This window comes from Ilumatobacter coccineus YM16-304, from assembly GCF_000348785.1.
GTDB classification, from domain to species: domain Bacteria; phylum Actinomycetota; class Acidimicrobiia; order Acidimicrobiales; family Ilumatobacteraceae; genus Ilumatobacter_A; species Ilumatobacter_A coccineus.
Genome location: NC_020520.1, coordinates 2,859,528 through 2,882,002 on the forward strand (window position 1 = coordinate 2,859,528; position 22,475 = coordinate 2,882,002).

A 22,475-nucleotide genomic window follows, 5' to 3' on the forward strand; every position below is an offset into this window, starting at 1 on the left:
ACCCGTAGAGTTCACGATCTCACATTCACGTAACTACAGGTTGGTGAAGGTGAGTGGGCCCGACCGAGTCGAGCTCAGAGTTGGGACCGGACCATCGGAGGCAGAACGTGGACAATCAGACGACCGGCATCGACGCCGAACTGGCGAAAGAGCTCGGCTACAGCGGGACGCACACCGCCAAGATCGTCGGCATCACCTACCGCCAACTCGACTACTGGGCCCGCACCGACCTGATTCGTCCGTCGCTGTCCGACGCGTCCGGAAGCGGCAGCCGTCGCCGGTACTCGTACAACGACCTCCTCGAGTTGAAGACGATCAAGAAGCTGCTCGATGCGGGCATCAAGCTCGAACAGGTGCGCACGGTCTTCGAGAACCTCCGCGGGCACGTCGGGTCCGACATCGCTGCGGCGCACATCGTCATCGACGGTGGCAGCGTCACGCTGTGCGATCAGGGTGGCCTGATCGACCTCATCAACACCGGTCAGAGCGTGCTCAACGTGCTCTCGATGGGCGGCGTCAAGACCGAACTCGAAGCCGATCTGCAGCCGTTCCAGGCCGAACTCGACGAAGCGAACCGTACGGCCGCCGCCCGCCGCATCGGCTGAGCATGACGCTGCGACAGTCGCCCCTCGCCGACCAGCACCGAGCGCTCGACGCCAACCTCGTCGAATTCGGCGGGTGGGAGATGCCGATCGCCTATCCGACGGGCACCATCGACGAACACCTGGCGTGCCGCAACGGCGCCGCCATGTTCGACGTCTCGCACCTCGGCTCGGTCAGGGTCGAGGGCCCCGATGCGTTCGAGCGGTTGCAGGCGACGCTCACCAACGATCTGTCGAAGATCGAGCCGGGGCGGGCGCAGTACACCCACCTGCTCAGCGAGGCCGACGCGTCGGTGCTCGACGACATCATCGTCTGGTGGCATCCACGCGCCGACGGCGACCCCGATGTGTTCGACGTGATGCCGAACGCCTCCAACACCGACGACGTCGTGGCAGCGATCGGCGGTCGCGAAACAACCGCCGACCGCGCCGTCATCGCCGTGCAGGGCAAGCAAGCTCGCGACCTCGTACGCCCGGTGTTCGCCGCAGCCGCCGACGTCAAACGATTCCGCGTCGAGCGGTGCGACTGGAACGGCGTCGAATGCGTCGTGGCCGGCACCGGCTACACCGGTGAGCCGGGGCTCGAGATCGCTGTCCCGACCGATGCCGCACCCGCGCTCTGGGAGGCGCTCCTGGGCGCCGGCATCACGCCGGCGGGTCTCGGCGCTCGCGACACGCTGCGCCTCGAAGCCGGGCTCCCGCTTCACGGACACGAACTGGGGGAGGGGATCACCTCGCTCCAGGCCGGTCTCGGGTGGGTCGTCGCCTGGGACAAGCCGCAGTTCCACGGGCGCGAGGCAGCGCTCGCCGAGCGCGAGGCCGGCGTTGGCCGCAAGCTCGTCGGCATCACCACCGAGGGCCGTCGTCCGGCCCGAGCCGACTGCAGCATCCGTGTCGATGGCAGCGACGTCGGCGTCGTCACCAGCGGCAACTTCTCACCGGTGCTCGGTCACGGCGTGGCGATGGGATTCGTCCCACCCGACCTCGCCGTCGGCGACGCCGTCGAGATCGACGTGCGCGGCAAGGCGCTGCCAGGCGTCATCGCCGACATGCCGTTCATCTGAGCCGCAACCGGCGCCTGCCACCCGACGAGCGACCGTGGGCGACGATCGCGCTATGAACTCTTCTTGCGGGCCGCTGCCTTCTTGGGCGCACGCTTCTTGGCGGGCGCCTTCTTGGCCGCGGTCTTCTTCGCTGCCGGCTTCTTGGCTGCCGGCTTGGCCGGCTGCGGGGCCGCGGCGGGTTCGCTCGGCGGCACCGGGGCGTCACCGGCGGGCGGCTTGGGTGCTGCGGGACCGCCGAAGCCGGGAATCTTGAACCCGCCGAACAGACCGCCGGCCGACTCGGCGAGATGGCCCAGCGGAGCGAGGCGGGTCGTGACCTCGCCGAGCAGTTCGGTCATCTGACCGAGTTGGTTCGGCATCTGCTGGAACGCCGGATTGTTCAGGGTGTCGCTCAACTTCATCAGGCCGGGTGCCACCGCCATCGCCGGACCGGCGACGACCTGCATCATCTCGTCGGCGGCCTTGACGGTACGCGTCACCTGCGGAACGGCGGCCTTGATGGGCTCTTCGACTTCGGCGAGCAGCGTGTTGATCCGCTCGGCGGTCTCGTTGAGGCTCTCCATCGTGCGATTGAAGTTCTCGACGCCACGGAGGAACTCGTCGACGCCCTTGCGGAACTGATCGAACGACCGGATCGTGCCCGCGAGCGGCGCCGCGAACAGGTTGAACATCTCGGCGAGCGGATCGTTGTCGGCCATGTGCGCAACCTATCCCACCGGCGCGGCCGGACGAGCGAGCGCCTCCAACGGTTCGCACGAGCACACCAGGTTGCGGTCGCCGTAGGCGCCGTCGATGCGCGACACCGGCGGGAAGTACTTGGCTTGGCGGAGCCCGTCGACGGGGAACGCTCCGAGTTCGCGGGAGTACGGGCGCTCCCAGTCACCGAGCAGTTCTTCCGACGTGTGCGGCGCGTGACGGAGTGGACTGTCGTCGATGGCCCACTCGCCACTGGCGACGCGCTCGATCTCGGTGCGGATCGCGATCATCGCGTCGCAGAACCGGTCGATCTCGCGCACGGTCTCGCTCTCGGTCGGCTCGATCATCAGCGTGCCGGCCACCGGGAAGCTCATCGTCGGTGCGTGGAAGCCGTAGTCCATGAGCCGCTTGGCGACGTCGTCGACCGACACACCGGTGTCTTTGGTGATGGTTCGCAGGTCGACGATGCATTCGTGCGCGACCCGACCGTGTTCGCCCCGGTAGAGCACGGGGTAGTGCTCGTCGAGTCGGGCGGCGATGTAGTTGGCCGCGATGATGGCGACCTCGGTCGCCTGGGTGAGACCGGCACCGCCCATCATCTCGAGATACATCCACGGGATGGGCAGGATGCCGGCCGACCCGTGTGGTGCGGCCGACACGGCGCCGACGGCGGCGTCGCTGCGCAGCGGATGACCGGGCAGGAAGGGGCGCAGATGCTCGCGCACGCCGACCGGACCGACGCCGGGACCGCCACCACCGTGGGGGATGCAGAACGTCTTGTGCAGATTGAGGTGGCTGACGTCGGCGCCGAACTTGCCCGGTTGGGCGAGACCGACGAGCGCGTTGAGGTTGGCACCGTCGACGTAGACCTGGCCACCGGCATCGTGCACTCGGGCGCAGATGTCGCCGACGGCCGTTTCGAACACGCCGTGCGTCGAGGGGTAGGTGATCATCAGCGCACCGAGTTGGTCGGCGACGCCGTCGATCTTCGATTCGAGGTCGTCGACGTCGACGTTGCCGGCGTCGTCGCAGGCCACCACGACCACGTCGAACCCGGCCATGACGGCACTCGCTGCGTTGGTGCCGTGAGCGCTCTCGGGAATCAGGCACACCGTGCGCTGATCGTCACCCTGCGACCGATGGAACGCCCGAATCGCGAGGAGCCCGGCGAACTCACCCTGGCTTCCGGCGTTGGGCTGCACCGACACGGCGTCGTACCCGGTGATGGTGGCGAGGCGTTGCTCGAGGTCGGCGATCATCTCGCGATAGCCGACGGTCTGGTCGTCGGGAGCGAAGGGATGGATGTCGGCGAACTCCGGCCACGTGATCGGCACCATCTCGGACGTGGCGTTGAGCTTCATGGTGCACGACCCGAGCGGGATCATCGTGCGGTCGAGCGCGAGGTCCTTGTCGCTGAGCCGTCGCAGGTAGCGCAGCATCTCGTGTTCGCTGTGATAGCGGGCGAACACCGACTGCGTCATGAAGTCGTCGGAGCGACGCAGCGATGACGTGAGACCGTCGGGGGCTTCGTCGAGGCCTCCGTCGTCGACCGGCGTGCCGCCGAGGGCGGTGACGATCGCCGCCACCGTGTCGAGCGTGCTCGTCTCGTCGAACGTGATGCCGACCGAGTCGGCCGAGCGTCGGATGTTGAACCCGGCGTCGAGCGCCGATGCGACGGCTTCGTCGACGTCGTCGACCCGGACGGTCAACGTGTCGAACCACGAGTCGTTGACCACGTCGAGGCCGCCGGCGCGCAGCCCGGCGGCGGCGATCGACGTGAGCCGTTGCACACGTTCGGCGATCCGTCGCAAGCCCTCGGGGCCGTGCCACGCGGCATACAACCCGGCGATGTTGGCGAGCAGCACCTGTGCGGTACAGATGTTGGACGTGGCCTTCTCGCGCCGGATGTGCTGTTCGCGAGTCTGCAGCGCCAGGCGCAGCGCCGGTCGCCCGGCGGTGTCGGTGCTGACGCCGACGATGCGACCGGGCATCGAACGTGCCGCCTTCTCGCGAGCGGCGACGAACGCCGCGTGCGGTCCGCCGAAGCCCATCGGCACACCGAAGCGCTGTGCCGAGCCGACGGCGATGTCGGCGCCCATCCGTCCCGGGGGAGTGGCGAGCACACAGGCCAGCGGGTCGGTGACGACCGCGGCCACACCGCCGAGTTCGTGGACACGTTCGATCGCTGCGGTCCAGTCGACCACGGCACCCGACGACGTGGGGGTGCTGAACAGGGCGCCGAACACACCGGCCTCGTCGTCGAGCAGGTCGACGTCGCCGACGACCAGTTCGACACCGACCGGTTCGGCCCGTGTGTGCAGCACGGCGAGCGTCTGCGGGTGGGTGTCGTGGTGCACGAAGAAGCGCTGCGTCTTCGCCTTCGACTGGCGACGCGCCATCGTCATCGCCTCGGCTGCTGCCGTGCCCTCGTCGAGCAGCGACGCGTTGGCCACGTCGAGCCCCGTGAGTTCGGTGACGACCGTCTGGAAGTTGAGAATCGCTTCGAGGCGACCCTGGCTGATCTCGGGTTGATACGGGGTGTAGGCCGTGTACCACGCCGGGTTCTCGAGCACGTTGCGAGCGATGACCGGTGGCGTGATCGTGCCGGTGTATCCCATGCCGATCAGGCTGGTGACCTGCTCGTTCTTGTCGGCGAGCACGCGCAGTCGGCGCAACGCCTCGACCTCGGGGACCGCCTCGCCGAGCGCCAGCGGCTCGGTCGACCGGATCGATGGCGGCAGCGTCTGGTCGAGGAGTTCTTCGGTCGACCCGACGCCCAGCGTCGACAGCATGTGCTCGACGTCGGCGGGCGCCGGCCCGATGTGCCGGCGAACGAACTCGTCGGTCTCGAACAGTTCACTGATGGGGGTGGGCACGGGCAGCCTCCGGCTGGATTCGGACCCCCACTGTCATCGGTACCTGAGAGTTTCAACGTCGAAACGACGCCTTGCCCCTTGGGTGGAGTGAACGGTCACTCGCTTTCCAGTGTGCCTGCCTCGAACGGTCCGGATGCCTGAGAGATTTCCGGGGTGGTTGCTCCTTCGGCGCCACTGCACTGTGGCTCTCCCGATCGGGGTCAACGGCGTTTCAGTTGTGGTGATGAGCGTACTCGGCGCAGCGCGGTCGAACCCGCTTCTCAGTCGGGGCGAGCGGCCCGCTCCTCTTCGTACTTGCCGATCTCGGTGAGTTGAGCGCCGAGCGTTGCGTCGGCCCACCGGGAGCCGGCGTCGACGATCTTGTCGTAACTCGTCTGCACCGGTTCGATCTGCCCGGTGAAGTGCGGCATCACCTCGTAGGCGAAGAGCTCGTAGCTCTCCTTCGTCGCTCGCCAGTCGGCGAAGTCGGCGCCCATCATCATGTAGCACCCGAATCCACCGGTCTTCTCCTGCAGCCGTTCGATCTGGGCGATCGCCATCTCGGGCGTGCCGATGACCATGCGTCCCGACTCGTTCAGGAAGTCGACGAACTCGTCGTAGTCCTCCGGCGGCGGCGGATCGTTGGGGTCACCCATCGGCAGGATGTGTGCGAGGTAGGAGAACACCCACTGCAGTCCGTACTTGCAGTTCTCACGTGCTTCGTCTTCGGTCGCGGCGATGTGCATCGGCCCCATCAAGCGCCAGTCGGAGCGGTCAGCGGTGTGACCGTGCAGCTTCGCTTCCTCCTGCCAGACGTTGAAGTTGTAGTCGAGCACGCCGAACCCGGCCGGTTCGGTCGCGGCGATCGAGGTGAGCCCGGCGCCGTAGCGTCCGGCGAGCTTCGAACCCGACGGCGACACCGACGACACGACGGCGACGTCGAAGTTGCTGTACGGGCGCATCTGGAGCACGCCCTCGTCGACGGTGTACCAGTCGGTCCTCGACGTGACGGTCTCGCCGGCGAACAGGCGCATGATGACGTCGAATGCCTCCTGCATGCGCGGGCGTTGATCGTTGGGGTCGATGCCGAGCATCGCGGCGTCGGACGTGAGCTGCCCAGGACCCGCGCCGAACATCATCCGGCCCTTCGTCATGTGATCGAGCTGCACGATGCGGTCGGCGAGGATCAGCGGGTGGTGGTACGGCAGCGAGTTGACGCCGGTTCCGAGCCTGATGTTGGTCGTCCGCTGCGCCGAAGCGGCGATGAACACCTCCGGGCTCGCGATCAGTTCGGAGCCAGCCGAGTGGTGCTCCCCGATCCACGCCTCGTGATAGCCGAGTCGATCGAGGTGATCGATCAGCTCGAGATCCCGCTGGATCGCGAGCGTCGGATTGACGCCGGTCTTGTGCATCGGCGGGAGAAAGATCCCGAAGCGGAGTTGTTGATCGGGCGGAAGGAACTGCGGCATGCAACGATCTTTCCATGAACGTCGGAACCGTCACGTTGTCGAACGTCCTGCAACGCGACCGTCTCTCGCTCGACGGCGACTGGAACGTGATCGTCGACCCGTACGAGATGGGCTACATCGGCATCCTCGAACAGCGCAACGATCGTGGCTTCTTCCGCGATCACACGCCTCGCCATCCGGGAGATCGCGTCGAGTACGACTTCGATGCCTCGCCCACGCTCACCGTGCCCGGCGACTGGAACACGCAAGACGAGCGACTGCACTACTACGAGGGCACGGTCTGGTACCGACGGAAGATCTCGGTCCCCGCCGACCGGGCGTCGCAGCGCATGTACCTGCACATCGGGGCGGCGAACCACACCTCACGGGTCTTCGTCGACGGTGACGAGATCGCCACGCACGCAGGCGGGTTCGGACCCTTTGCCGTCGAGGTCACCGGTCGCCTCGGCCCTGGCGAACACTCGCTGGTGATCCAGGTCGACAACCGGCGTGAACGCGATCGCATCCCCGCGATGCGTTCCGACTGGTGGAACTTCGGCGGGCTCACCCGCTCGGTCGACCTGGTGTTCGTGCCGAACACGTTCATGCGGCACGCGTGGATCACCATGGCTCCCGACGGGCGAGTGGTCGGGGGAGTGGAGCTCGACGGACCTCCCGAACCCGTTCGGCTGCAGATCCCCGAACTCGGCGTCGACGACGTCGTCGAACTCGACAGCGACGGACGATTCGAACTCGACGTCACCCCTGAGCGATGGCACCCCGGGGCTCCGCGGCTGTACGACGTCAGGTGGGCCTGCGCCGACGACCAGATCGACGATCGTGTCGGCTTCCGCACCGTCGAGACCGACGGCGAGCGCATCGTGGTCAACGGCGAGACGACGTTCCTGCGCGGCATCTCCATGCACGCTGAAGCGTTGTCGGGCGGGCGACGTTCGCACGGCGCCGACGACGCCGCAGCCCTGTTCGACGTCGCCGAGGAACTCGGCGTCAACTTCGTCCGGCTCGCTCACTACCAGCACGACGAGCACATGGTGCGAGAGGCCGACCGGCGCGGCATCCTCACGTGGTGCGAGCTCCCCGTGTACTGGGGCATCGCGTTCGACCAGCAGCACGTGCTCGACAACGCACTCGAACAGCTCGAGGAGTTGATCACGCGCGATCGGAGTCGAGCGTCGACGATCTTCTGGTCGATGGCGAACGAGACCCTGCCCGGCCCGGAACGCAACGCGTTCCTCACGGCGCTCGCCGATCGAGCGCGACTGCTCGATCCGACGCGCCTCGTGTCGGCGGCGCTGCTCACGCTGCCGACGGCCGACGAGGACCAGCACGTCGACGATCAGCTCGGCGAGGTCGTCGACGTCGTCGCCATCAACCAGTATCTGGGCTGGTACTACGGCCAGCGCGACACCATCCCCACGACCCGGTGGTCGACGCCGTTCGGCAAGCCGGTCATCTTCACCGAGATGGGTGCTGGCGCGAAACACGGTCATCACGGCACCGACGCCGAGATCTGGACCGAGGAGTTCCAGGCCGCGATCTATGCCGCCCAGATCGAGATGATCGAAGCCAACCGTTCCGACACGGGCAGGGGAGCGGTGGCCGGCCTCTCGCCCTGGATCCTGAAGGACTTCCGCGCTCCGGTGCGGGTGTTGCCCGTCATCCAAGACGGCTACAACCGCAAGGGGCTCGTGAGCGAGGAAGGGGAGCGAAAGCTCGCCTTCGAGGTCCTGCGCCGCTTCTACGCCGACATCGAATCCCGGATCTGACGTCGCACACCGACGCGGCCGATCCCATCTGGCGACGCCGACCCATCACGTTCGAGCCGCCTTCTGCTACACACGGCAGATGGCGTTGATCTCGTTTCCAGCCCGGCTCGACCAGCTCGCCACGGAGGATCCCGATGCCCCCGCCGTCACGTGCGGCGAGACGTCGCTGACTCGATCGGATCTGCGTTCGGCAGCGCGGCGTATGGCGCGCGAGCTCCAGTCGTTCGGCGTCGAACCCGGCGAGTTCGTCACCGTCGCCCTGCCCAACTCGGTCGACTGGTTCGTCGCGTACGTGGCGTGTTGGAGCGTCGGCGCCATCCCGCAGCCCGTGTCGGCGAAGCTGCCACCACGCGAACTCGCGGCGATCGTCGACCTCGCCCGACCGAAGGTCGTCATCGGCGCTCCCGCATCCGCCGACCAACTCCTCCCGAGCACGATCCGACACCTCCCGATCGGCCACATCACCAGCACCGACTTCTCCGACGCGCCGCTTCCCGACATCGTGTCACCGGCCTGGAAGGCGCCGACGTCCGGAGGCTCGACCGGACGGCCGAAACTGATCGTCTCGGGAGACCCGGCGCTGTACGACACCGAGGCGCCGCTCCCACTCGGGCTCGCCGAAGGCGGCTGCCTCGTCATGCCCGGCCCGCTGTATCACAACGGACCGGCGGTCTGGGCGTGCCAAGCCCTGCTCGCCGGCAACCACGTCGTACTGCTCCCGAAGTTCGACGCCGAAGCCACCCTCGCTGCGATCGAACGACACCGCGCCGACGTGACCTACATGGTGCCGACGATGATGAAGCGGGTGCTTCGTCTCGACGACGAGGTCCGCCACGGGTTCGATCTCTCGTCGCTCCGGATCCTGTGGCATCTCGCCGAACCGTGCCCGGCGTGGCTGAAAGAAGCGTTCATCGACTGGCTCGGCGCCGAACGGATCTTCGAGCTGTACGCCGGCACCGAAGCACAGGCGGTCACCATCATCACCGGTACCGAATGGCTCGAACACCGCGGCTCGGTCGGTCGCGTCACCTCCGGCGAGATGAAGATCTGCGACGAGGACGGCAACGACCTCCCGGTGGGGGAGCAGGGCGAAGTGTGGATGCGATCCACCCGAGACGCGCCGACGTACGAGTACCTCGGTGCCGATGCCAAGACGCTCGACGGTGGCTGGGAATCGCTCGGCGACATCGGGTGGTTCGACGCCGACGGCTACCTCTATCTGGGCGACCGGGTCGCCGACATGATCCTGAGTGGCGGCGCCAACATCTATCCCGCCGAGGTCGAAGCCGCGCTGAACGAACACCCCGCCGTGCACTCGTGCGCGGTCATCGGGCTGCCGCACGACGATCGTGGAAACGACGTCCACGCCATCGTGCAAGCAGAGGCCGACGAGGTCAGCCAGCAGGAGCTGCTCGAGTTCCTCGCCGAGCGCCTGGCGGTGTACAAACTGCCGCGCACCGTCGAGTACGTCACCGACCCGCTCCGAGACGATGCCGGAAAGGTCCGCCGCTCGGCGCTTCGGGCCGAACGATTGAACAGTTGAACGATCTCAGCGGCGCGGTTCTCCACGGCCTTCGTGACGCTCACGATCTCCTGGACCGAGCATTTGCGTCATGACGAAAGGTGCGTCAGGCATCCGACGGAGCGGCGGCGGGGGAGGGGAACGACTGCTGGTACTGCGGCGTCGTGTTGCTGCAGTCGTCGATCGCCTTCACGTACGGATACGGGTTGACCGCCGCACCGCCACCGGGGTGGATCTCGAAGTGCAGGTGCGCCGTCGCACTCGAACCCGTGTTGCCGACGAAACCGATCACGTCGCCAGCTTTGACCTCCGTGCCCACCTCGATGCCGGGAGCGAAACCGCTCATGTGCAGGTAGGTGAAGTAAGTGCCGTCATCTTGAGCGACACGGAGGCCGTTGCCGGCCAGTGCACCGGGAGAATCCCAGTACATCTTGGAAATGTGACCGTCGACGACGGCGTAGAGCAGCTTGCCCTCCGGGGCGATGATGTCGACGCCCTCGTGCAACCGGCCGCCGCCACGGGCCGCGTGCCACGTGTCGCCGAAGAAGCACTGACCCTGAACGGGGAAGCGGAGCATCTTGATCTCGGCGGAGCTCGACCCACCGCCGCTCGAATCGTTGTTGCCGGTACCCAGCCCGAGGATCGTCGCACCCTTCTCGGACACGACGCCGGTCTGCTGGATGCCGTTGACCGACTGGAAGGCGATCAGCGACGACTTCGTGGCCGCACCGAACTGACCGTCGGCGCCGCCACGGACCACGAGGCCCGTGTTCTGCAACGCCACCTGGAGTTCACGCACCAGTTCGCCGCTGCTGCCCATCTTCAACCCGACGTACGGGTTCGACGACGACGGGGGAGCGGGATCCGGTTCGTTGTTGACCACACCGACCGGTTCGGCACCACCGAGTTCGAGCGCACCAGCGGTGGCCGCATCGACCACACCGGTCGCCGACAGCGACTGCTGCTGCTGGAACAGTGCGAGGCCGCCCTTCGTAGCGTTGCCGAACACGCCGTCGGCGCCACCGAGCAGGTTGATGCCCCGGTCGAGGAGCGCCTGCTGCACGTCCTTCACGAGATCGCCACGGTCGCCGACCTTCAGGCCGACATACGGGTTCGTCGACTCGTCCGACGCCGGCTCGTCCGCACCGTCGTCACTGTGATCATGACCGTGCGGGCCGAGGTGCAGCGCCGTCGCATCGGCCATCGACACCACACCGGTCTGGGGGAGTCCGTTGGCCGACTGGAAACTCTTGAGCGCCGCCTCGGTGACCCCACCGAAATCGCCATCGGCACCACCGCGAACCGGGATCCCGGTCGCGATCAACGTGCTCTGCAGATCCTTGACCAACTGGCCCTGCGAGCCGCGCTTCAAACCGACATACGGGTTGGCGGTCGCATCAGGGGAGTCAGGCGTCGGCTCGGGCTCCGGATCGGGCGTCGACGTCGTCGGACCCGAGCCGTCACCGGTCAAGCCGAGTGTACGAACCGTCGCCTCGGTCACCGTGCCGGTCACGCCAAGACCGTTCCAGCGCTGGAACTGCGTCACCGCACGCGTCGTCGCCGCGCCGAACACACCGTCGGCGCCACCGGCCACGTACACGCCGAGATCCATCATCCGTTGCTGCACCGCAGCCACAGCGTCGCCCTGAGCGCCTTCCGACAGCCCGACGTACGAGCCAGACGACGGCGTCGACGCACCGGTCGAACCCGAGCCCGACACCGACGCCGCGAGCGCCTCAGCCGTCGCCTCGTCGACGACACCCGTCGCCGACAGACCACGATCCGACTGGAACGCAACGACCGCACCACGAGTGGCCGGACCGAACACACCATCGGCGCCACCAGACACCGGAACACCGACATCCATCAACGCCTGCTGCAACGCCGCAACGTCAGCGCCACGTGCACCCTGCGACAGACCGGTGATCGTCGCCGACTGCAACTGCGCCTGAGCGAGCAGACCCGGCGACGCGAACGCAGCACCCGACGGCGAAGCGCCCCAAGCGAGCGTGGCCACCGCCGCGGCACACGCCGAGCGAACCAACACGCGCCGAAGCGACCGACGCTCGACCGACTGCTCAGCAGTCACCGCACGACGAGACGACTCCGTCGACCCGGACGACTGGCGTCCCGGGCGAGAGTCACGAAAAGAGATCATGGACGTTGCACCTCCTGCACAGCAGAAATGTCGGTCCACCCGCACCACCACTCAAATCTCATTCTGAACTCGAGGGTTCAGAAGCTGCTCGAAGCCCGTCCGGCCCGAGCCTCAGACCTTGCTCCGCACCAGCAAGACCACGAGATCACGAATGACAGGGGCCATCTTGACGGAAGTCAGAGCATATGTCCATTCCGTTACGTCGAATTGACATAACGGACATTATGGGCGTTCCGCAGGAACGCACGGGTGCTGCCTGCGCCGGCGATGACTTCACCGCTCGACCCCGCCTCACAGCAGGTTTCTGGCTTGCAGCGCTTCGGCGGCTTCGATGAGCCAGTCGACGAGTTCTCTCAGCTCTTTGGCTGATCTTCGGCCTGGGGCGGCCAGGTCTCGTTTGGCGTCGTCGACGGCGCACGACAGGACGTACAACTCGTCGTGGAGCGCATCGAGCTGATCTCTGGCGATCACCAGCTCGTTCTCGCTCAGATCGAGCTCAGCGGCTCGTTGGCGGGTCACCCAGTCCCACTGGCGGCATTTCTGAGCGCAGAACAGCTTCGGACGGCCCCTGCCGGCTCGTTTCGGCAGAACCCGGCGACACCAGCGACACCGAGCCACCGACTCGCCACCACCGAGCTCCGCAGCGGCGTCAGCACCTGTTTCCGTCATGACGAAATGGTAGGGCGACACCGGGGCCATGTCGCGTCTTTCCGACGCTCGATGCGAGACTGACCGGGTGACCACCTCTCCCATCACGCTTCCCGTCGCGCCCGACCGTTCGTTCGCCAGTGACAACGCTGCCGGCGCCCATCCTGCGGTCCTCGCCGCTCTCGCCGAGGCCAACGTCGGCCACCAACTGGCATACGGCTCCGATCGCCACACCGCGGCCTGTGAGCAGGCATTTCGCGAGTTGTTCGACGCCGACGTGGTGACGCGCCTCACGTTCAACGGCACCGGGGCCAACGTCGCCGCCCTCGCCACACTGATGGGCTCACTGCGCGGACCGCACCACGCCATCGTGTGCACCAATTGGTCGCACATCGAGGCCGACGAGACGGGCGCCCCCGAACGAATCCTCGGCACCAAACTCATCGACCTCCCCTCCCCCGACGCCAAGATCACCCCAGCTCAGCTCACCGATCTGGGCGAACTCCAAGGCGTCGTCCACCACGTCCAACCCGGCATCGTGTCGATCACGCAGCCCACCGAACTCGGCACCCTGTACACCCCCGACGAGATCGCCGAGATCTGCGACACCGCCCACCGGATGGGCATGCTCGTGCACCTCGACGGCGCCCGAATCGCCAACGCCACCGCAGCCCTGGGCGCCGACCGTGCAGCGCTGCGCTCGTTCACCATCGACGCCGGCGTCGACGCCCTCAGCTTCGGCGGCACCAAGAACGGCCTGCTCGGCGCAGAAGCCGTCGTGTTCCTCGACCCGGACGTGGCGCACGGCTCCGCCTACGTGCGCAAACAGGTCACACAACTCCCCTCCAAGATGCGCTACCTCGCCGCCCAGTTCAACGCCGTCCTCGCCGACGACCTGTGGATCGACCTCGGCGCCCACTCCAACACGATGGCCCACGACCTCCATCAGGCCGCCAGCGACATCGACGGCGTCGACATCGGCCCGGCACCGCAAGTCAACAGCGTGTTCCCCCAGCTCGATCCGACCATGATCGAACCGCTCCGCGACTGGTGTTTCTTCTGGGATTGGGACACCTCACGCCACCAGGTCCGCTGGATGACGGCGTGGGACACGACCAGCGACGACATCACACGATTCGTCGACGGCGTCACCGCGCTCGCGGCCGCTCGTTCTGGCAGCTGAAGCGACCAAATCCCCCTCACCGATCCCACGTTTCCCCTGGTCAGCGACCAGATACAGAGATTTTCAGAATAGTTGCAGACGACAATTGACTGCGCAGTCGATTTAACGTACTGTTCGCAACACGTACACAAGAGTGACCGCTGAGCAGGGGTATTTCAGCGGCCACCCGATCTCGAGGGGAACGAGTGATGACCACGATTGATCTGCCGATCCAGTTGATCGACGACGACAACGATTGGATGTCGGAGGGGGCCTGCAAAGGACTCACGCATCTGTTCTTTCCGTCGGCCGCCGAGCGCCCACAGGCTCGTGAACGCCGAGAAGCGGCCGCGAAGGAAGTCTGTTCCGACTGCAAGGTCCGGGTCGACTGCATGGAATTCGCTCGCGACAACCACGAGTACGGGTTCTGGGGCGGCGAAGCCGAAGACGAGCGCCACGCCGCCGGCTATCGCCTGATCGCTCCCATCGGCGTCCGCGCCCGAGCCAGCTGATCGAGTGGGAGGTCCGGGATGCCCGGACCTCCCGACTCACACGATCCCGAAAGCGGTCCGCGAGGCGCTCAAGATCGAGACCGGCGACCACATCGTCTTCCGCGTCGAAGGATCACGGGTCGTCATGGCTCGGACACCTGAGTTCCTCGACCTGGCCGGCGTGGTGCGAGTGTCGGCCGAACAACGCAACCACACCTGGAACGACGTGGTCCGCCGATCGACCGGTCAGCAGCCGTGAACACGTTTCTCGACGCGAGCGTGATCGTGTGCCACCTCACCGGCGACCCCGCCGAACTCCGTGCGGCCGCCACCGACGCCTTCACCGGGGATCACCATCATTTCGTCTCCGACGTCGCCATCGCCGATGCGATCAACCTGCTCGAGACCGTCTACGACGTCGGGCGCCACATGATCGCCACCGCCATGCGTTCGGTACTCGTGAGCGCCAACATCAGTTCGGTCGACACTCCCGTGCTCCTCCGGGCCCTCGGCATCTACGAGATCGACAACGTCCGGTTCCCGACCGCTCACGCGGTCGCGCTCGCCGAGAGCACCGGCGTCGACGGCGTGTCGTCGCTCGATTCGTCGATCGACCGAATCCGCACGGTCACCCGCGTCGGCCCCTGAGTCAGCGAACCACGCAGCCCTAGACTCGCCTGATGTTCGATGTCGTCGTCGTCGGAAGTCTGAATCTCGACCTCGTGGCCGGGATGGATCGCCTCCCCGGACCCGGCGAAACCGTCTCCGGCAACTCCTATCACGAGTATCCGGGCGGAAAGGGCCTCAACCAGGCCGTGGCCGCCGCACGCTCCGGCGCCTCGGTGGCCATCGTCGGCGCGGTCGGCGACGACACCGCCGGCGAGTTCCTGCGCCAGATCGTCGTGGCGGAAGGCATCGACGACTCGTGGCTCGCCACCGCGCCCGACACCGCCACGGGCCGAGCGTTGATCACCGTCGATCGACACGCAGAGAATTCGATCGTCGTCATTCCGGGCGCCAACGCGACCGTGCGCATCGACACCGGTGCGCTCCCCGAGGGACGCGTCATGCTCGGACAACTCGAGATTCCGCTCCCCGAGGTCACCGCAGCCTTCGAACACGCCCGCCGAGTCGGCATGACCACCGTGCTCAATCCCGCACCGGCGCTCGGCGAACTCGACGCCCTCCTCGACGCGTGCGACGTCGTGATCCCCAACGAACACGAGGTCGATCTCCTCGGAGGCTCCACTGCACTCCGCTCTCGGGGCGTCGGCACCGTGGTCGTCACCCGAGGCGGCGAAGGGGTCAACGTGATCGACGAAACCGGTGAATTCCGTCATGACGCATTCCCGGTCACACCGGTCGACACGACGGGCGCCGGTGATTCGTTCTGTGGCGCACTGGCCACTCGACTCGCCGAAGGACTCGACGTACGAGCGGCCATCACGTTCGCTGCCGCAGCCGGCGCCCTCACCACCACGAGTGCCGGCGCCGTGCCGTCGCTCCCCTCCCGGGCAGCGATCGAGCAACTCGTCGCGTCCCGAGCCGCCTGAGCGCCGAGTCACTGCTCAGTCGAGCCGTCGAAGCTCCGTCTTGTACTGCGCCGCGCGGCGCACGTACTCCTGGCTCCCCAGGTCGATGTCTTCGCGCCGTGCCCGACCTTCCTTGATCACCGCGGGCGTGCCGACGGCGATCGCCCCGGTCGGCACCTCCGTGTCGTTCAGGAGCACCGCGTTGGCGGCGACGATCGAACCGGTACGGACCACACAGCGGTGCAACACCATCGACGCGTTGCCGATCAGCACGTGGTCTTCGATCGTGCACGCTTCGAGGTGGATCAGGTGACCGAGCACGCAGTCGTTGCCGACCACGGTCGGCCAGAACGGCGTGGTGTGGATGACGGCGTTGTCCTGCACGCTCGTCCGCTCCCCGATCGTGATCTCACCGCCGTCGCCACGCAGCACCGCTCCCGGCCAGACCGACGACTGTGCGCCGATCGTGACCGATCCGATGATCGTGGCGTCGGGATGGATGAACGCCTCGCTGCTGATGGTCGGTTCCTGGTCGCCGAGTGCGTAGATGGCCATTCCGGCAACGTAGTCACCCACACCGCCCTCCGGACAACCGCATGCGATCGGCCGACCACCAATCATCCCGCCGCCGGAGCGACAGAAAACCTGCGCTGACCACGACATGAGGGCCCGCGACCATCGTTTCTCCGTCGCGCTCACGATACGGTTGAGGGCTATGCCTCGTAGGATTGACATCGAGCTGACGAGTTCTCTCGCGGACGGCTCTTGGACATGGCGCGCAGCCGGAGCACGAAACCCGAAAGGCGTTGTCGATTCGGCAATTCTGCCCGACGGCGCCAAGGTCGGCGACGAGCTGAAGGTCGAGGTCGAGCAAGGTCTCGACGGCATCGACGTACTCGGCGTGGTGGCCGGACGCCAGAAGAGCGAACGCTCGCTGCTCGAGCTGCTCCCGGCCGAGGAGAACTTCCAGGCGGTCATCGAGACCCGCGCCAAGCGTGACCGCAGCGATCGCGGCGATCGCAAGGGCGGCCGCGACGGCAAGCGTGGCGGACGTCGTGACGGCAAGGGCCGTGACGGCGACAACCGCAACCGCGGCGAAGGCCGTGGCGGCGAACGCGGACCCCGTCGCCCGCACTTCGAGGCGCCACCCGAACTGCCGAAGCGTCCGAAGCCGAAGCGCCTTCGCCCGGGACGCGAGCATCGCAACGAAGTGCTCGCCAGCATCCCCGAAGAGCAGCGCGGCATCGCCGAGCTCGCACTCCAGGGCATCCCCGCCGTGCGCACACGTCTCGCCGAAGACAACAAAAAGCTGGCCGCCGACGGCAAGCCGACCATGCCCGAAGCCAGCGTGCTCAAGATGGCCGAGGATCTCCTGCCCAAGCTCCGCGTCGCCGATTGGCTCGATCGGGCCGAGGCTGCACAGAAGCAGATGGAGCACCTCGACCTGCGCGACGTTCGCAGCGTCGTCGCCGCCGGTGACGATTCGGTGGTCGCTCGCGACGAGTCGACCAAGGCGATCAACGACGAGCTCAAGAAGGAACTCGCGAAGAAGCAGGATCTCGAACTCAAGCTGTGGCTCGAAGACGTCGACGCTGCGCTCGAAGTCGGACGCTCGATTCGTGCTCTGCGGCTCTCGTCGCAGCCGCCGAAGGCCGGCGTCATGTTCCCGCCCGAACTCGCTCGCAAGCTCGGGGCTGCGGCCACCGCCGGCCTCACCCCCGAAGACTCGGCCGATCGCTGGGCTGCGGTGATGGAGGCGGCTGCCTTCTCCCCGGTCCGCACGCTGGTGGCGCCGACCGCTCCCCCGGCCCAGATCACCGACGAACTCAAGAAGACCGCGCTTCGACTCGGCCCGCTGCTTCCGCAGATCGCCGCCCTGCTCGGCGTCGAGGTTCCTGCCGACGCACCGCGTCCGAAGCCGCTTCGCCCGACCTACGGCAAAGACAAGAAGAAGACGGCTGGTCGTCGTGACGACGACGGTCGTGGCCGCCAGGGTCGCGGTGCTCGTGACGATCGTTCCGATCGTGCGCCCAACGGCGAACCTCGCCGTGACAAGCCCAAGCGGAAGGTCGAAGCCGAGGCTCCCGCCGACGCCGACGCAGAGGTGGAGGCGACGAACGACAACGCTCCCGCCGAGCAGCCGACCGCCGAGGCTCCCGCCGAGACGACGACCATTGAGACGGCGGCGCCCGATGCCAGCGAGGCTCCGGCCGAGGCCGCTGCCCCCGAGGCGCCGGCGGCAGAAGCTCCGGCCGCGGAGGCCGAAGCTGCCCCGGCGGGCGACGGCGACGCTGCGTCCGACGACTGATCTCGCCGCTCGGCTGCCGAGCGGTTCAAACCGACGTACGTTGATTCGCACCGCGCCACCGGCGCGTCGTAGCGTGGGCGGCTATGTCTGACATCGTCACCTACGAAACCCGCGGGCGCGTCGCGCTCATCACGCTCAACCGTCCCGATGCTCGCAACGCGATCAACGGCGACGTCGCCGAAGGACTCGAAGCCGCCATCGACCAGATGGAAGGCGACGACGACGTGTGGGTCGGCGTGCTGCAGGCCAACACCGAGGGCCAGAAGCGTCCGGTGTTCTGCGCCGGCGCCGACCTCAAGGCCATCAACAGCGGCGATGCCGGACGTCTCAACACCGAGCGCGGCGGGTTCGCCGGGTTCGTCTATCGCGAGCGCAAGAAGCCGGTCATCGTCGCCATCGACGGCCTCGCCACCGCCGGAGGCTGTGAGATCACACTCGCTGCCGACCTGGTCGTCGCCACCACCCAGTCGGCTTTCGGGCTCGCCGAGGTGAAGCGCAACCTCGTCGCCGGCGCCGGCGGCCTGTTCCGCCTCCCCCGTGCGATCGGCCAGGCCGCTGCGATGGAGGCCATCCTCACCGGCGAGCCGATCCCGGCCGAGCGGGCGTACAGCCTCGGCCTCGTCTCGCGTCTCGTCGAGCCCGGCGAGGCCACCAACGAGGCACTTCGACTCGCTGAGCAGATCACCACCTCGGCACCGATGGCCGTCTGGGAGAGCCGCAAGGTCGTCCTGGCCAGCGCCTACGAAGACGACGAGACGCTGAAGAAGATGACCAACTCGGCAATGGGCAAGGTCATGGCGTCGGACGACCTCAAGGAAGGCCTCACGGCGTTCATCGAGAAGCGTCCGCCGCAGTGGACCGGCCGCTGACCGGTGTTCAGGCGGGCGGTTCGAGCGACTTGTACGTCGTGATGAGCCGGGCCACGATGCCCGCTCGCTCGTAGAGGTTCTTCGTCTGCCGGTCCCCCGGCAGCGATTCGCCTTCGACCGCGATCGCCCCGCGCTCCTGAGCGCGGGCGATCACGGTCGCCAACAACTCGTCGCCGAAACCGCACTCGCGCGCCTCGGGGGTGACCCACACCTGGTCGACCCGCACGATCTGATCGGAGCCGAGCACGGCGACCATGTAGCCGACGATCACGTCGTCGATGTAGGCCACCACCACGTCGACCCCCGGTTCGGCGAGACGTTCGGCCCACCGGTCGCCCACCGCCGGGTGTTCGACGAGCCATCGCTCGCCCCCTCGCTGGCCGACGAGCGCAGCGCGAGCGTGCCCCTCGAGGAACTCGACCTGGGCAAGGTCGACCGGGTCGCTGCGATCGATCGGTCGGACGAGTGGGTCGATCATGCGGCTCCAGACAACTGAGAGATCTTGCCGAGCACCGTTCGCCGACGGCGGTTGGCGCGTTCGTAGGTCTCGACGGCACTCAGTTCGGCTGATGACAGTGATTCGAGCTGGCCCACGATGTCGATCGCCGGGAGCGAGTCGTAATCGGGGATGGCGAGTTCGTCGGTGTCGACGACGGCTTCCGGCGACGACGAGTCGTCGTCGAGCGCATCGTCGCCGATCGACTCGTCGACGACCGGCGGAACCTCCGAGGTCGGCGGCACATCAGCGACCGGCCTGACCGGTGCAGCATCAGCGGCGGGAGCCGCCTCGGTCGTCGCGCTGTCGGGCGGCGGAGCGAGGCGCTCGTGCAGCTGCGCAGCGCCCTGGCCGACGACCATCTCGCCGATGAAGCGGGCGTTGGCGAGTTCTTGGCGGACCCGCGCCACGGCACCCGGCGTGTCGGTGAGGAGCTTGGCACCGGCTCCGATCGGCGCGAGCACCACGGCGTCGAAGAGACGACCGGCGACCGCAGCACGACGCTGCATCCGGCGCTCGAACGACGAGGTCACGTCGAGATCAGCTGAAGATCGGGCAGTCGTCGTCGCCGACCGGGCAGTTGGGCGCCGACGACTTCACGAGGAGGAAGCACGAGTTGCAGAGCTGCTCGTTCTGCTGCTTCGGCTGGAGTTTGTCGCCACCTTCGGTGCGATCGTCGGTGTCGGGCTCGTCGTCATCGTCGTCGTCATCGTCGTCGGCGGCCACGAGTCGATCTTTGAGGATCTTGTCGAGATCGTCTTCGACATCGTCGTCGTCGACATCCTCGTCGTCGTCGTCCTCGTCCTCGTCGTCGGCCTTCTTGCGACGCTTCGTGCGAGGCTTCGACGCAGCGGCATCTTCCTCGTCGTCATCGTCGTCGTCGACCACGTCGTCATCGTCGTCGTCATCGACCACGAGATCGTCGTCGTCATCGATGTCGTCGTCGTCAGGCGCGACGTCGTCGTCTTCGTCGACTTCTTCCTCGTCGTCGAGTTCTTCCTCGTTGATGTCGTCGTCAGCCATGTTGCGTCACTCGCTCGTGTCTCGATGTTGTCCCGCGATCATGCGGTCACTTCCGGCGGAGCATACGCAAAGCCCGCACCGCGACCCGAGAGCATCCACGTGACACCCGTCACACCGCCGTGGGTACCGGCGAAACGGGCGTCCGCAGCGATGTCAACCAGGCGCTTTGCCACGTTTGCAGCGCCGTTGGTCAGCTGTCGCGACGTGCTTCGGCGCGTCGCTCGGATTCGAGTCGCTCCAGTTCAGGCGCCTCGGTGGTCATGAACGACATCGCTGCGGCGAGCGCGTGATGGCCGGCCACATCGGCGATCTGGCGATGCATGTCGAGCGCCACCCGGCGGTACGACGGATGGCCCTGCGGCGACGACCGGAGTTCGAGCATGTGGAACGCTTCACGCACGTTGAACTGCATGTTGTAGCGCATCCGGTAGGCCATGGCGACGGCGTAGGGCGCCTGCTCGTGGTGCTGGTCACCGAGTGCGTCGTACAACGCCGCCGAACGTTCCATGGTCTCGTCGAAGAGCGATCCGACGCCCGCCTCCTCCACCAGCTCGGGTCGGGTGTAGCCGTGGTTGGGTGTGAGCCGCTGCCACTCGATGGTGAGCATCCGGTGTCGCTGCATGTCACGGAAGGCGCCGTAGTCGCTCAGGACGTCGAAGCGGTAGAACGAGCGCTCGAACGCTCGGCCCGGCTTGTGGCGACGGTTGGTGCGCTCGCCGACGTAGGCCTTGAGCAGTGCCACCCGTTCGTCGACGCCCATCTGGCGGACTCGGGCCAGGATCTGCTGCTCGGGAAGCGACGAGTGCGAGTAACAGATCGCCGCCAGGATCTTCTCCTCGGCATCGGGATCGAAGTCGACGAGGCTGACCTCGGATGCCGGCTCGACCGGCGTGCCGCCGAACATCTCCTCGACCAGTGCCGCCGAGTCGTCACGGGTGTCGGCGAGGTACTCGCTCCATTTGCCACCGCGGTCGGGCAGGTCGACCCGGCGCAGGAAGCTCGGGATCACCTTGCGCAACTCGTGCAGCATCAGATCGGCGTAGTCACGAGCTTCGGGAAGCGGGTGCGCCCGCATGCGCAACAGCAGGGCCTCGTAGGCCTGTCCGGTGCCGTAGATGCCCACGTTCGAGGTCGCCGCCGCGGGGAGCATGCCGCGAACGGCGTCGAGTGCCTTGGCGCGGGTGGCGGTGCGGTACACGAACTCGCTGTCTCGCTCGTCTCGCGGGACCGTGGCGCGCACGTGATCGGTGACGAACTCCGCGCACTGGCTGTAGCTGTCGAACATCCGGTCGAGGTCGCCGACGTACCGGGTGCCGAGCGGGCCGGCGAGCACCGACGGGTCACGGTGATAGCGATACCGGCCACCGAGCCGACTGTCGTAGCTGATGTAGCGCGTGCTCTGCTCGAGGTAGCTCATCAGCCGCCCCCATTCGAGCACCTTCGTGAGGAGATTGGAGGCCTGCTCGCACGCAAGGTGTGTTCCGCCGAGTTGGGCGACCGAGTCGTCGCCGTAGTCGAAGAACACTCGCTCGTAGAGTTCTTCGGCCCGGTCGAGGCCGACCGTGGCGTCGATCGACTGGTCGCCGCGGATGTCGAGGTCGCCGACGAACTCGTCGAGGAACAGGCGACGGAGCGACTTCGGACTCCGGCTGTAGCGAGCGAACAACGCTCCCTTCACCACCTCGGGCAGGTTGACGAGAGCGAACACCGGCCCATCGAGGTTGGTGAAGTACCGCCGCAGGACGTCGGACTCATCCGAGGTGAAGGTCTCCGGAACGTACACAGCCACGGGAGCAAACTCTAGGGTGCCGGGC

General features: G+C 67.0%; 20 protein-coding genes, 1 pseudogene and 2 riboswitches. Of the genes and pseudogenes, 11 read left to right on the plus strand and 10 right to left on the minus strand.

The genetic code is table 11. The features are described from left to right. Positions 1 to 107 precede the first annotated feature (107 nt). Positions 108 to 605, plus strand: a complete 498-nt coding sequence (locus YM304_RS12890) for a MerR family transcriptional regulator (RefSeq protein ID WP_154723444.1) — start codon at positions 108 to 110, stop codon at positions 603 to 605. 2 nt (positions 606 to 607) lie between these two features. Further along, positions 608 to 1,666 (plus strand): glycine cleavage system aminomethyltransferase GcvT, encoded by a 1,059-nt coding sequence (gene gcvT / locus YM304_RS12895; protein ID WP_015442135.1) that lies wholly within the window; start codon positions 608 to 610, stop codon positions 1,664 to 1,666. A 50-nt stretch (positions 1,667 to 1,716) separates the two neighbouring features. Here gcvT and YM304_RS24755 read toward each other — a convergent pair whose 3' ends face one another. The 3 genes from YM304_RS24755 to YM304_RS12910 all read right to left on the minus strand — a co-directional run bounded on the left by YM304_RS24755 (position 1,717) and on the right by YM304_RS12910 (position 6,686). Continuing rightward, positions 1,717 to 2,364 carry a hypothetical protein gene (locus tag YM304_RS24755; protein WP_015442136.1) on the minus strand — a complete coding sequence of 216 codons (648 nt, stop codon included), beginning with the start codon at positions 2,362 to 2,364 and terminating at the stop codon, positions 1,717 to 1,719. A gap of 9 nt (positions 2,365 to 2,373) precedes the next feature. Further along, entirely contained in the window at positions 2,374 to 5,244 is a 2,871-nt protein-coding gene (gcvP, locus tag YM304_RS12905) for an aminomethyl-transferring glycine dehydrogenase (RefSeq protein WP_041298286.1), read from the minus strand. Between the two features lie 20 nt (positions 5,245 to 5,264). Continuing rightward, positions 5,265 to 5,352, minus strand: a riboswitch (glycine riboswitch). A gap of 1 nt (position 5,353) precedes the next feature. Then, positions 5,354 to 5,441, minus strand: a riboswitch (glycine riboswitch). A 57-nt stretch (positions 5,442 to 5,498) separates the two neighbouring features. Continuing rightward, positions 5,499 to 6,686, minus strand: coding sequence for an LLM class flavin-dependent oxidoreductase (locus tag YM304_RS12910; RefSeq protein WP_015442138.1), 1,188 nt, complete (start codon positions 6,684 to 6,686; stop codon positions 5,499 to 5,501). 14 nt (positions 6,687 to 6,700) lie between these two features. Here YM304_RS12910 and YM304_RS12915 point away from each other — a divergent pair, with 14 nt between their 5' ends. Both YM304_RS12915 and YM304_RS12920 read left to right on the plus strand, forming a co-directional pair. Then, positions 6,701 to 8,452 (plus strand): glycoside hydrolase family 2 protein, encoded by a 1,752-nt coding sequence (locus tag YM304_RS12915; protein WP_015442139.1) that lies wholly within the window; start codon positions 6,701 to 6,703, stop codon positions 8,450 to 8,452. 79 nt (positions 8,453 to 8,531) lie between these two features. Beyond that, positions 8,532 to 9,995 (plus strand): AMP-binding protein, encoded by a 1,464-nt coding sequence (locus YM304_RS12920; RefSeq protein ID WP_015442140.1) that lies wholly within the window; start codon positions 8,532 to 8,534, stop codon positions 9,993 to 9,995. 85 nt (positions 9,996 to 10,080) lie between these two features. Here the strand turns inward: YM304_RS12920 and YM304_RS22590 are convergent, their stop codons facing one another. Beyond that, complete coding sequence (locus tag YM304_RS22590; protein ID WP_051071424.1) at positions 10,081 to 12,063, minus strand: peptidoglycan-binding protein; 1,983 nt, start codon at positions 12,061 to 12,063, stop codon at positions 10,081 to 10,083. Between the two features lie 360 nt (positions 12,064 to 12,423). Beyond that, on the minus strand, positions 12,424 to 12,651 hold the full coding sequence (locus tag YM304_RS24760; protein ID WP_154723445.1) for a hypothetical protein: 228 nt from the start codon (positions 12,649 to 12,651) through the stop codon (positions 12,424 to 12,426). A 217-nt stretch (positions 12,652 to 12,868) separates the two neighbouring features. Between YM304_RS24760 and YM304_RS12935 the strand changes: the two genes are divergently transcribed. The 5 genes and pseudogenes from YM304_RS12935 (at position 12,869) to YM304_RS12955 (ending at position 15,986) form a co-directional block, all read left to right on the plus strand. Further along, positions 12,869 to 13,963, plus strand: coding sequence for a threonine aldolase family protein (locus tag YM304_RS12935; RefSeq protein WP_015442144.1), 1,095 nt, complete (start codon positions 12,869 to 12,871; stop codon positions 13,961 to 13,963). Between the two features lie 188 nt (positions 13,964 to 14,151). After that, on the plus strand, positions 14,152 to 14,454 hold the full coding sequence (locus YM304_RS12940; protein ID WP_041298287.1) for a WhiB family transcriptional regulator: 303 nt from the start codon (positions 14,152 to 14,154) through the stop codon (positions 14,452 to 14,454). 4 nt (positions 14,455 to 14,458) lie between these two features. Further along, positions 14,459 to 14,566 (plus strand): annotated as a pseudogene (locus tag YM304_RS25770) (AbrB/MazE/SpoVT family DNA-binding domain-containing protein); the annotation flags it as partial. A gap of 122 nt (positions 14,567 to 14,688) precedes the next feature. Then, the gene (locus YM304_RS12950; protein ID WP_015442147.1) at positions 14,689 to 15,081 is read left to right on the plus strand and encodes a type II toxin-antitoxin system VapC family toxin; all 393 of its coding nucleotides are present in this window, start codon (positions 14,689 to 14,691) and stop codon (positions 15,079 to 15,081) included. 32 nt (positions 15,082 to 15,113) lie between these two features. After that, positions 15,114 to 15,986: a ribokinase gene (locus YM304_RS12955; protein WP_015442148.1), complete on the plus strand. Its 873-nt coding sequence runs from the start codon at positions 15,114 to 15,116 to the stop codon at positions 15,984 to 15,986. A gap of 15 nt (positions 15,987 to 16,001) precedes the next feature. Here YM304_RS12955 and YM304_RS12960 read toward each other — a convergent pair whose 3' ends face one another. Continuing rightward, a complete protein-coding gene (locus YM304_RS12960) occupies positions 16,002 to 16,520 on the minus strand; it encodes a gamma carbonic anhydrase family protein (protein WP_015442149.1) in 519 nt (172 codons plus the stop codon). 160 nt (positions 16,521 to 16,680) lie between these two features. Between YM304_RS12960 and YM304_RS22595 the strand changes: the two genes are divergently transcribed. Both YM304_RS22595 and YM304_RS12970 read left to right on the plus strand, forming a co-directional pair. Then, positions 16,681 to 18,273: a hypothetical protein gene (locus YM304_RS22595; RefSeq protein ID WP_051071426.1), complete on the plus strand. Its 1,593-nt coding sequence runs from the start codon at positions 16,681 to 16,683 to the stop codon at positions 18,271 to 18,273. An 83-nt stretch (positions 18,274 to 18,356) separates the two neighbouring features. Beyond that, complete coding sequence (locus YM304_RS12970) at positions 18,357 to 19,142, plus strand: enoyl-CoA hydratase-related protein (RefSeq protein ID WP_015442152.1); 786 nt, start codon at positions 18,357 to 18,359, stop codon at positions 19,140 to 19,142. 7 nt (positions 19,143 to 19,149) lie between these two features. Here the strand turns inward: YM304_RS12970 and YM304_RS12975 are convergent, their stop codons facing one another. The 4 genes from YM304_RS12975 to YM304_RS12990 form a co-directional block, all read right to left on the minus strand. After that, positions 19,150 to 19,620 (minus strand): GNAT family N-acetyltransferase, encoded by a 471-nt coding sequence (locus YM304_RS12975; RefSeq protein WP_015442153.1) that lies wholly within the window; start codon positions 19,618 to 19,620, stop codon positions 19,150 to 19,152. Then, on the minus strand, positions 19,617 to 20,171 hold the full coding sequence (locus tag YM304_RS12980) for a hypothetical protein (protein WP_015442154.1): 555 nt from the start codon (positions 20,169 to 20,171) through the stop codon (positions 19,617 to 19,619). The genes YM304_RS12975 and YM304_RS12980 overlap by 4 nt, the downstream gene beginning before the upstream one ends. 7 nt (positions 20,172 to 20,178) lie before the next feature. Next, positions 20,179 to 20,661, minus strand: coding sequence for a hypothetical protein (locus YM304_RS24765; RefSeq protein ID WP_015442155.1), 483 nt, complete (start codon positions 20,659 to 20,661; stop codon positions 20,179 to 20,181). 190 nt (positions 20,662 to 20,851) lie between these two features. Continuing rightward, positions 20,852 to 22,450, minus strand: coding sequence for an FAD-dependent thymidylate synthase (locus YM304_RS12990; RefSeq protein ID WP_041298290.1), 1,599 nt, complete (start codon positions 22,448 to 22,450; stop codon positions 20,852 to 20,854). Between the last annotated feature and the right edge of the window lie 25 nt (positions 22,451 to 22,475).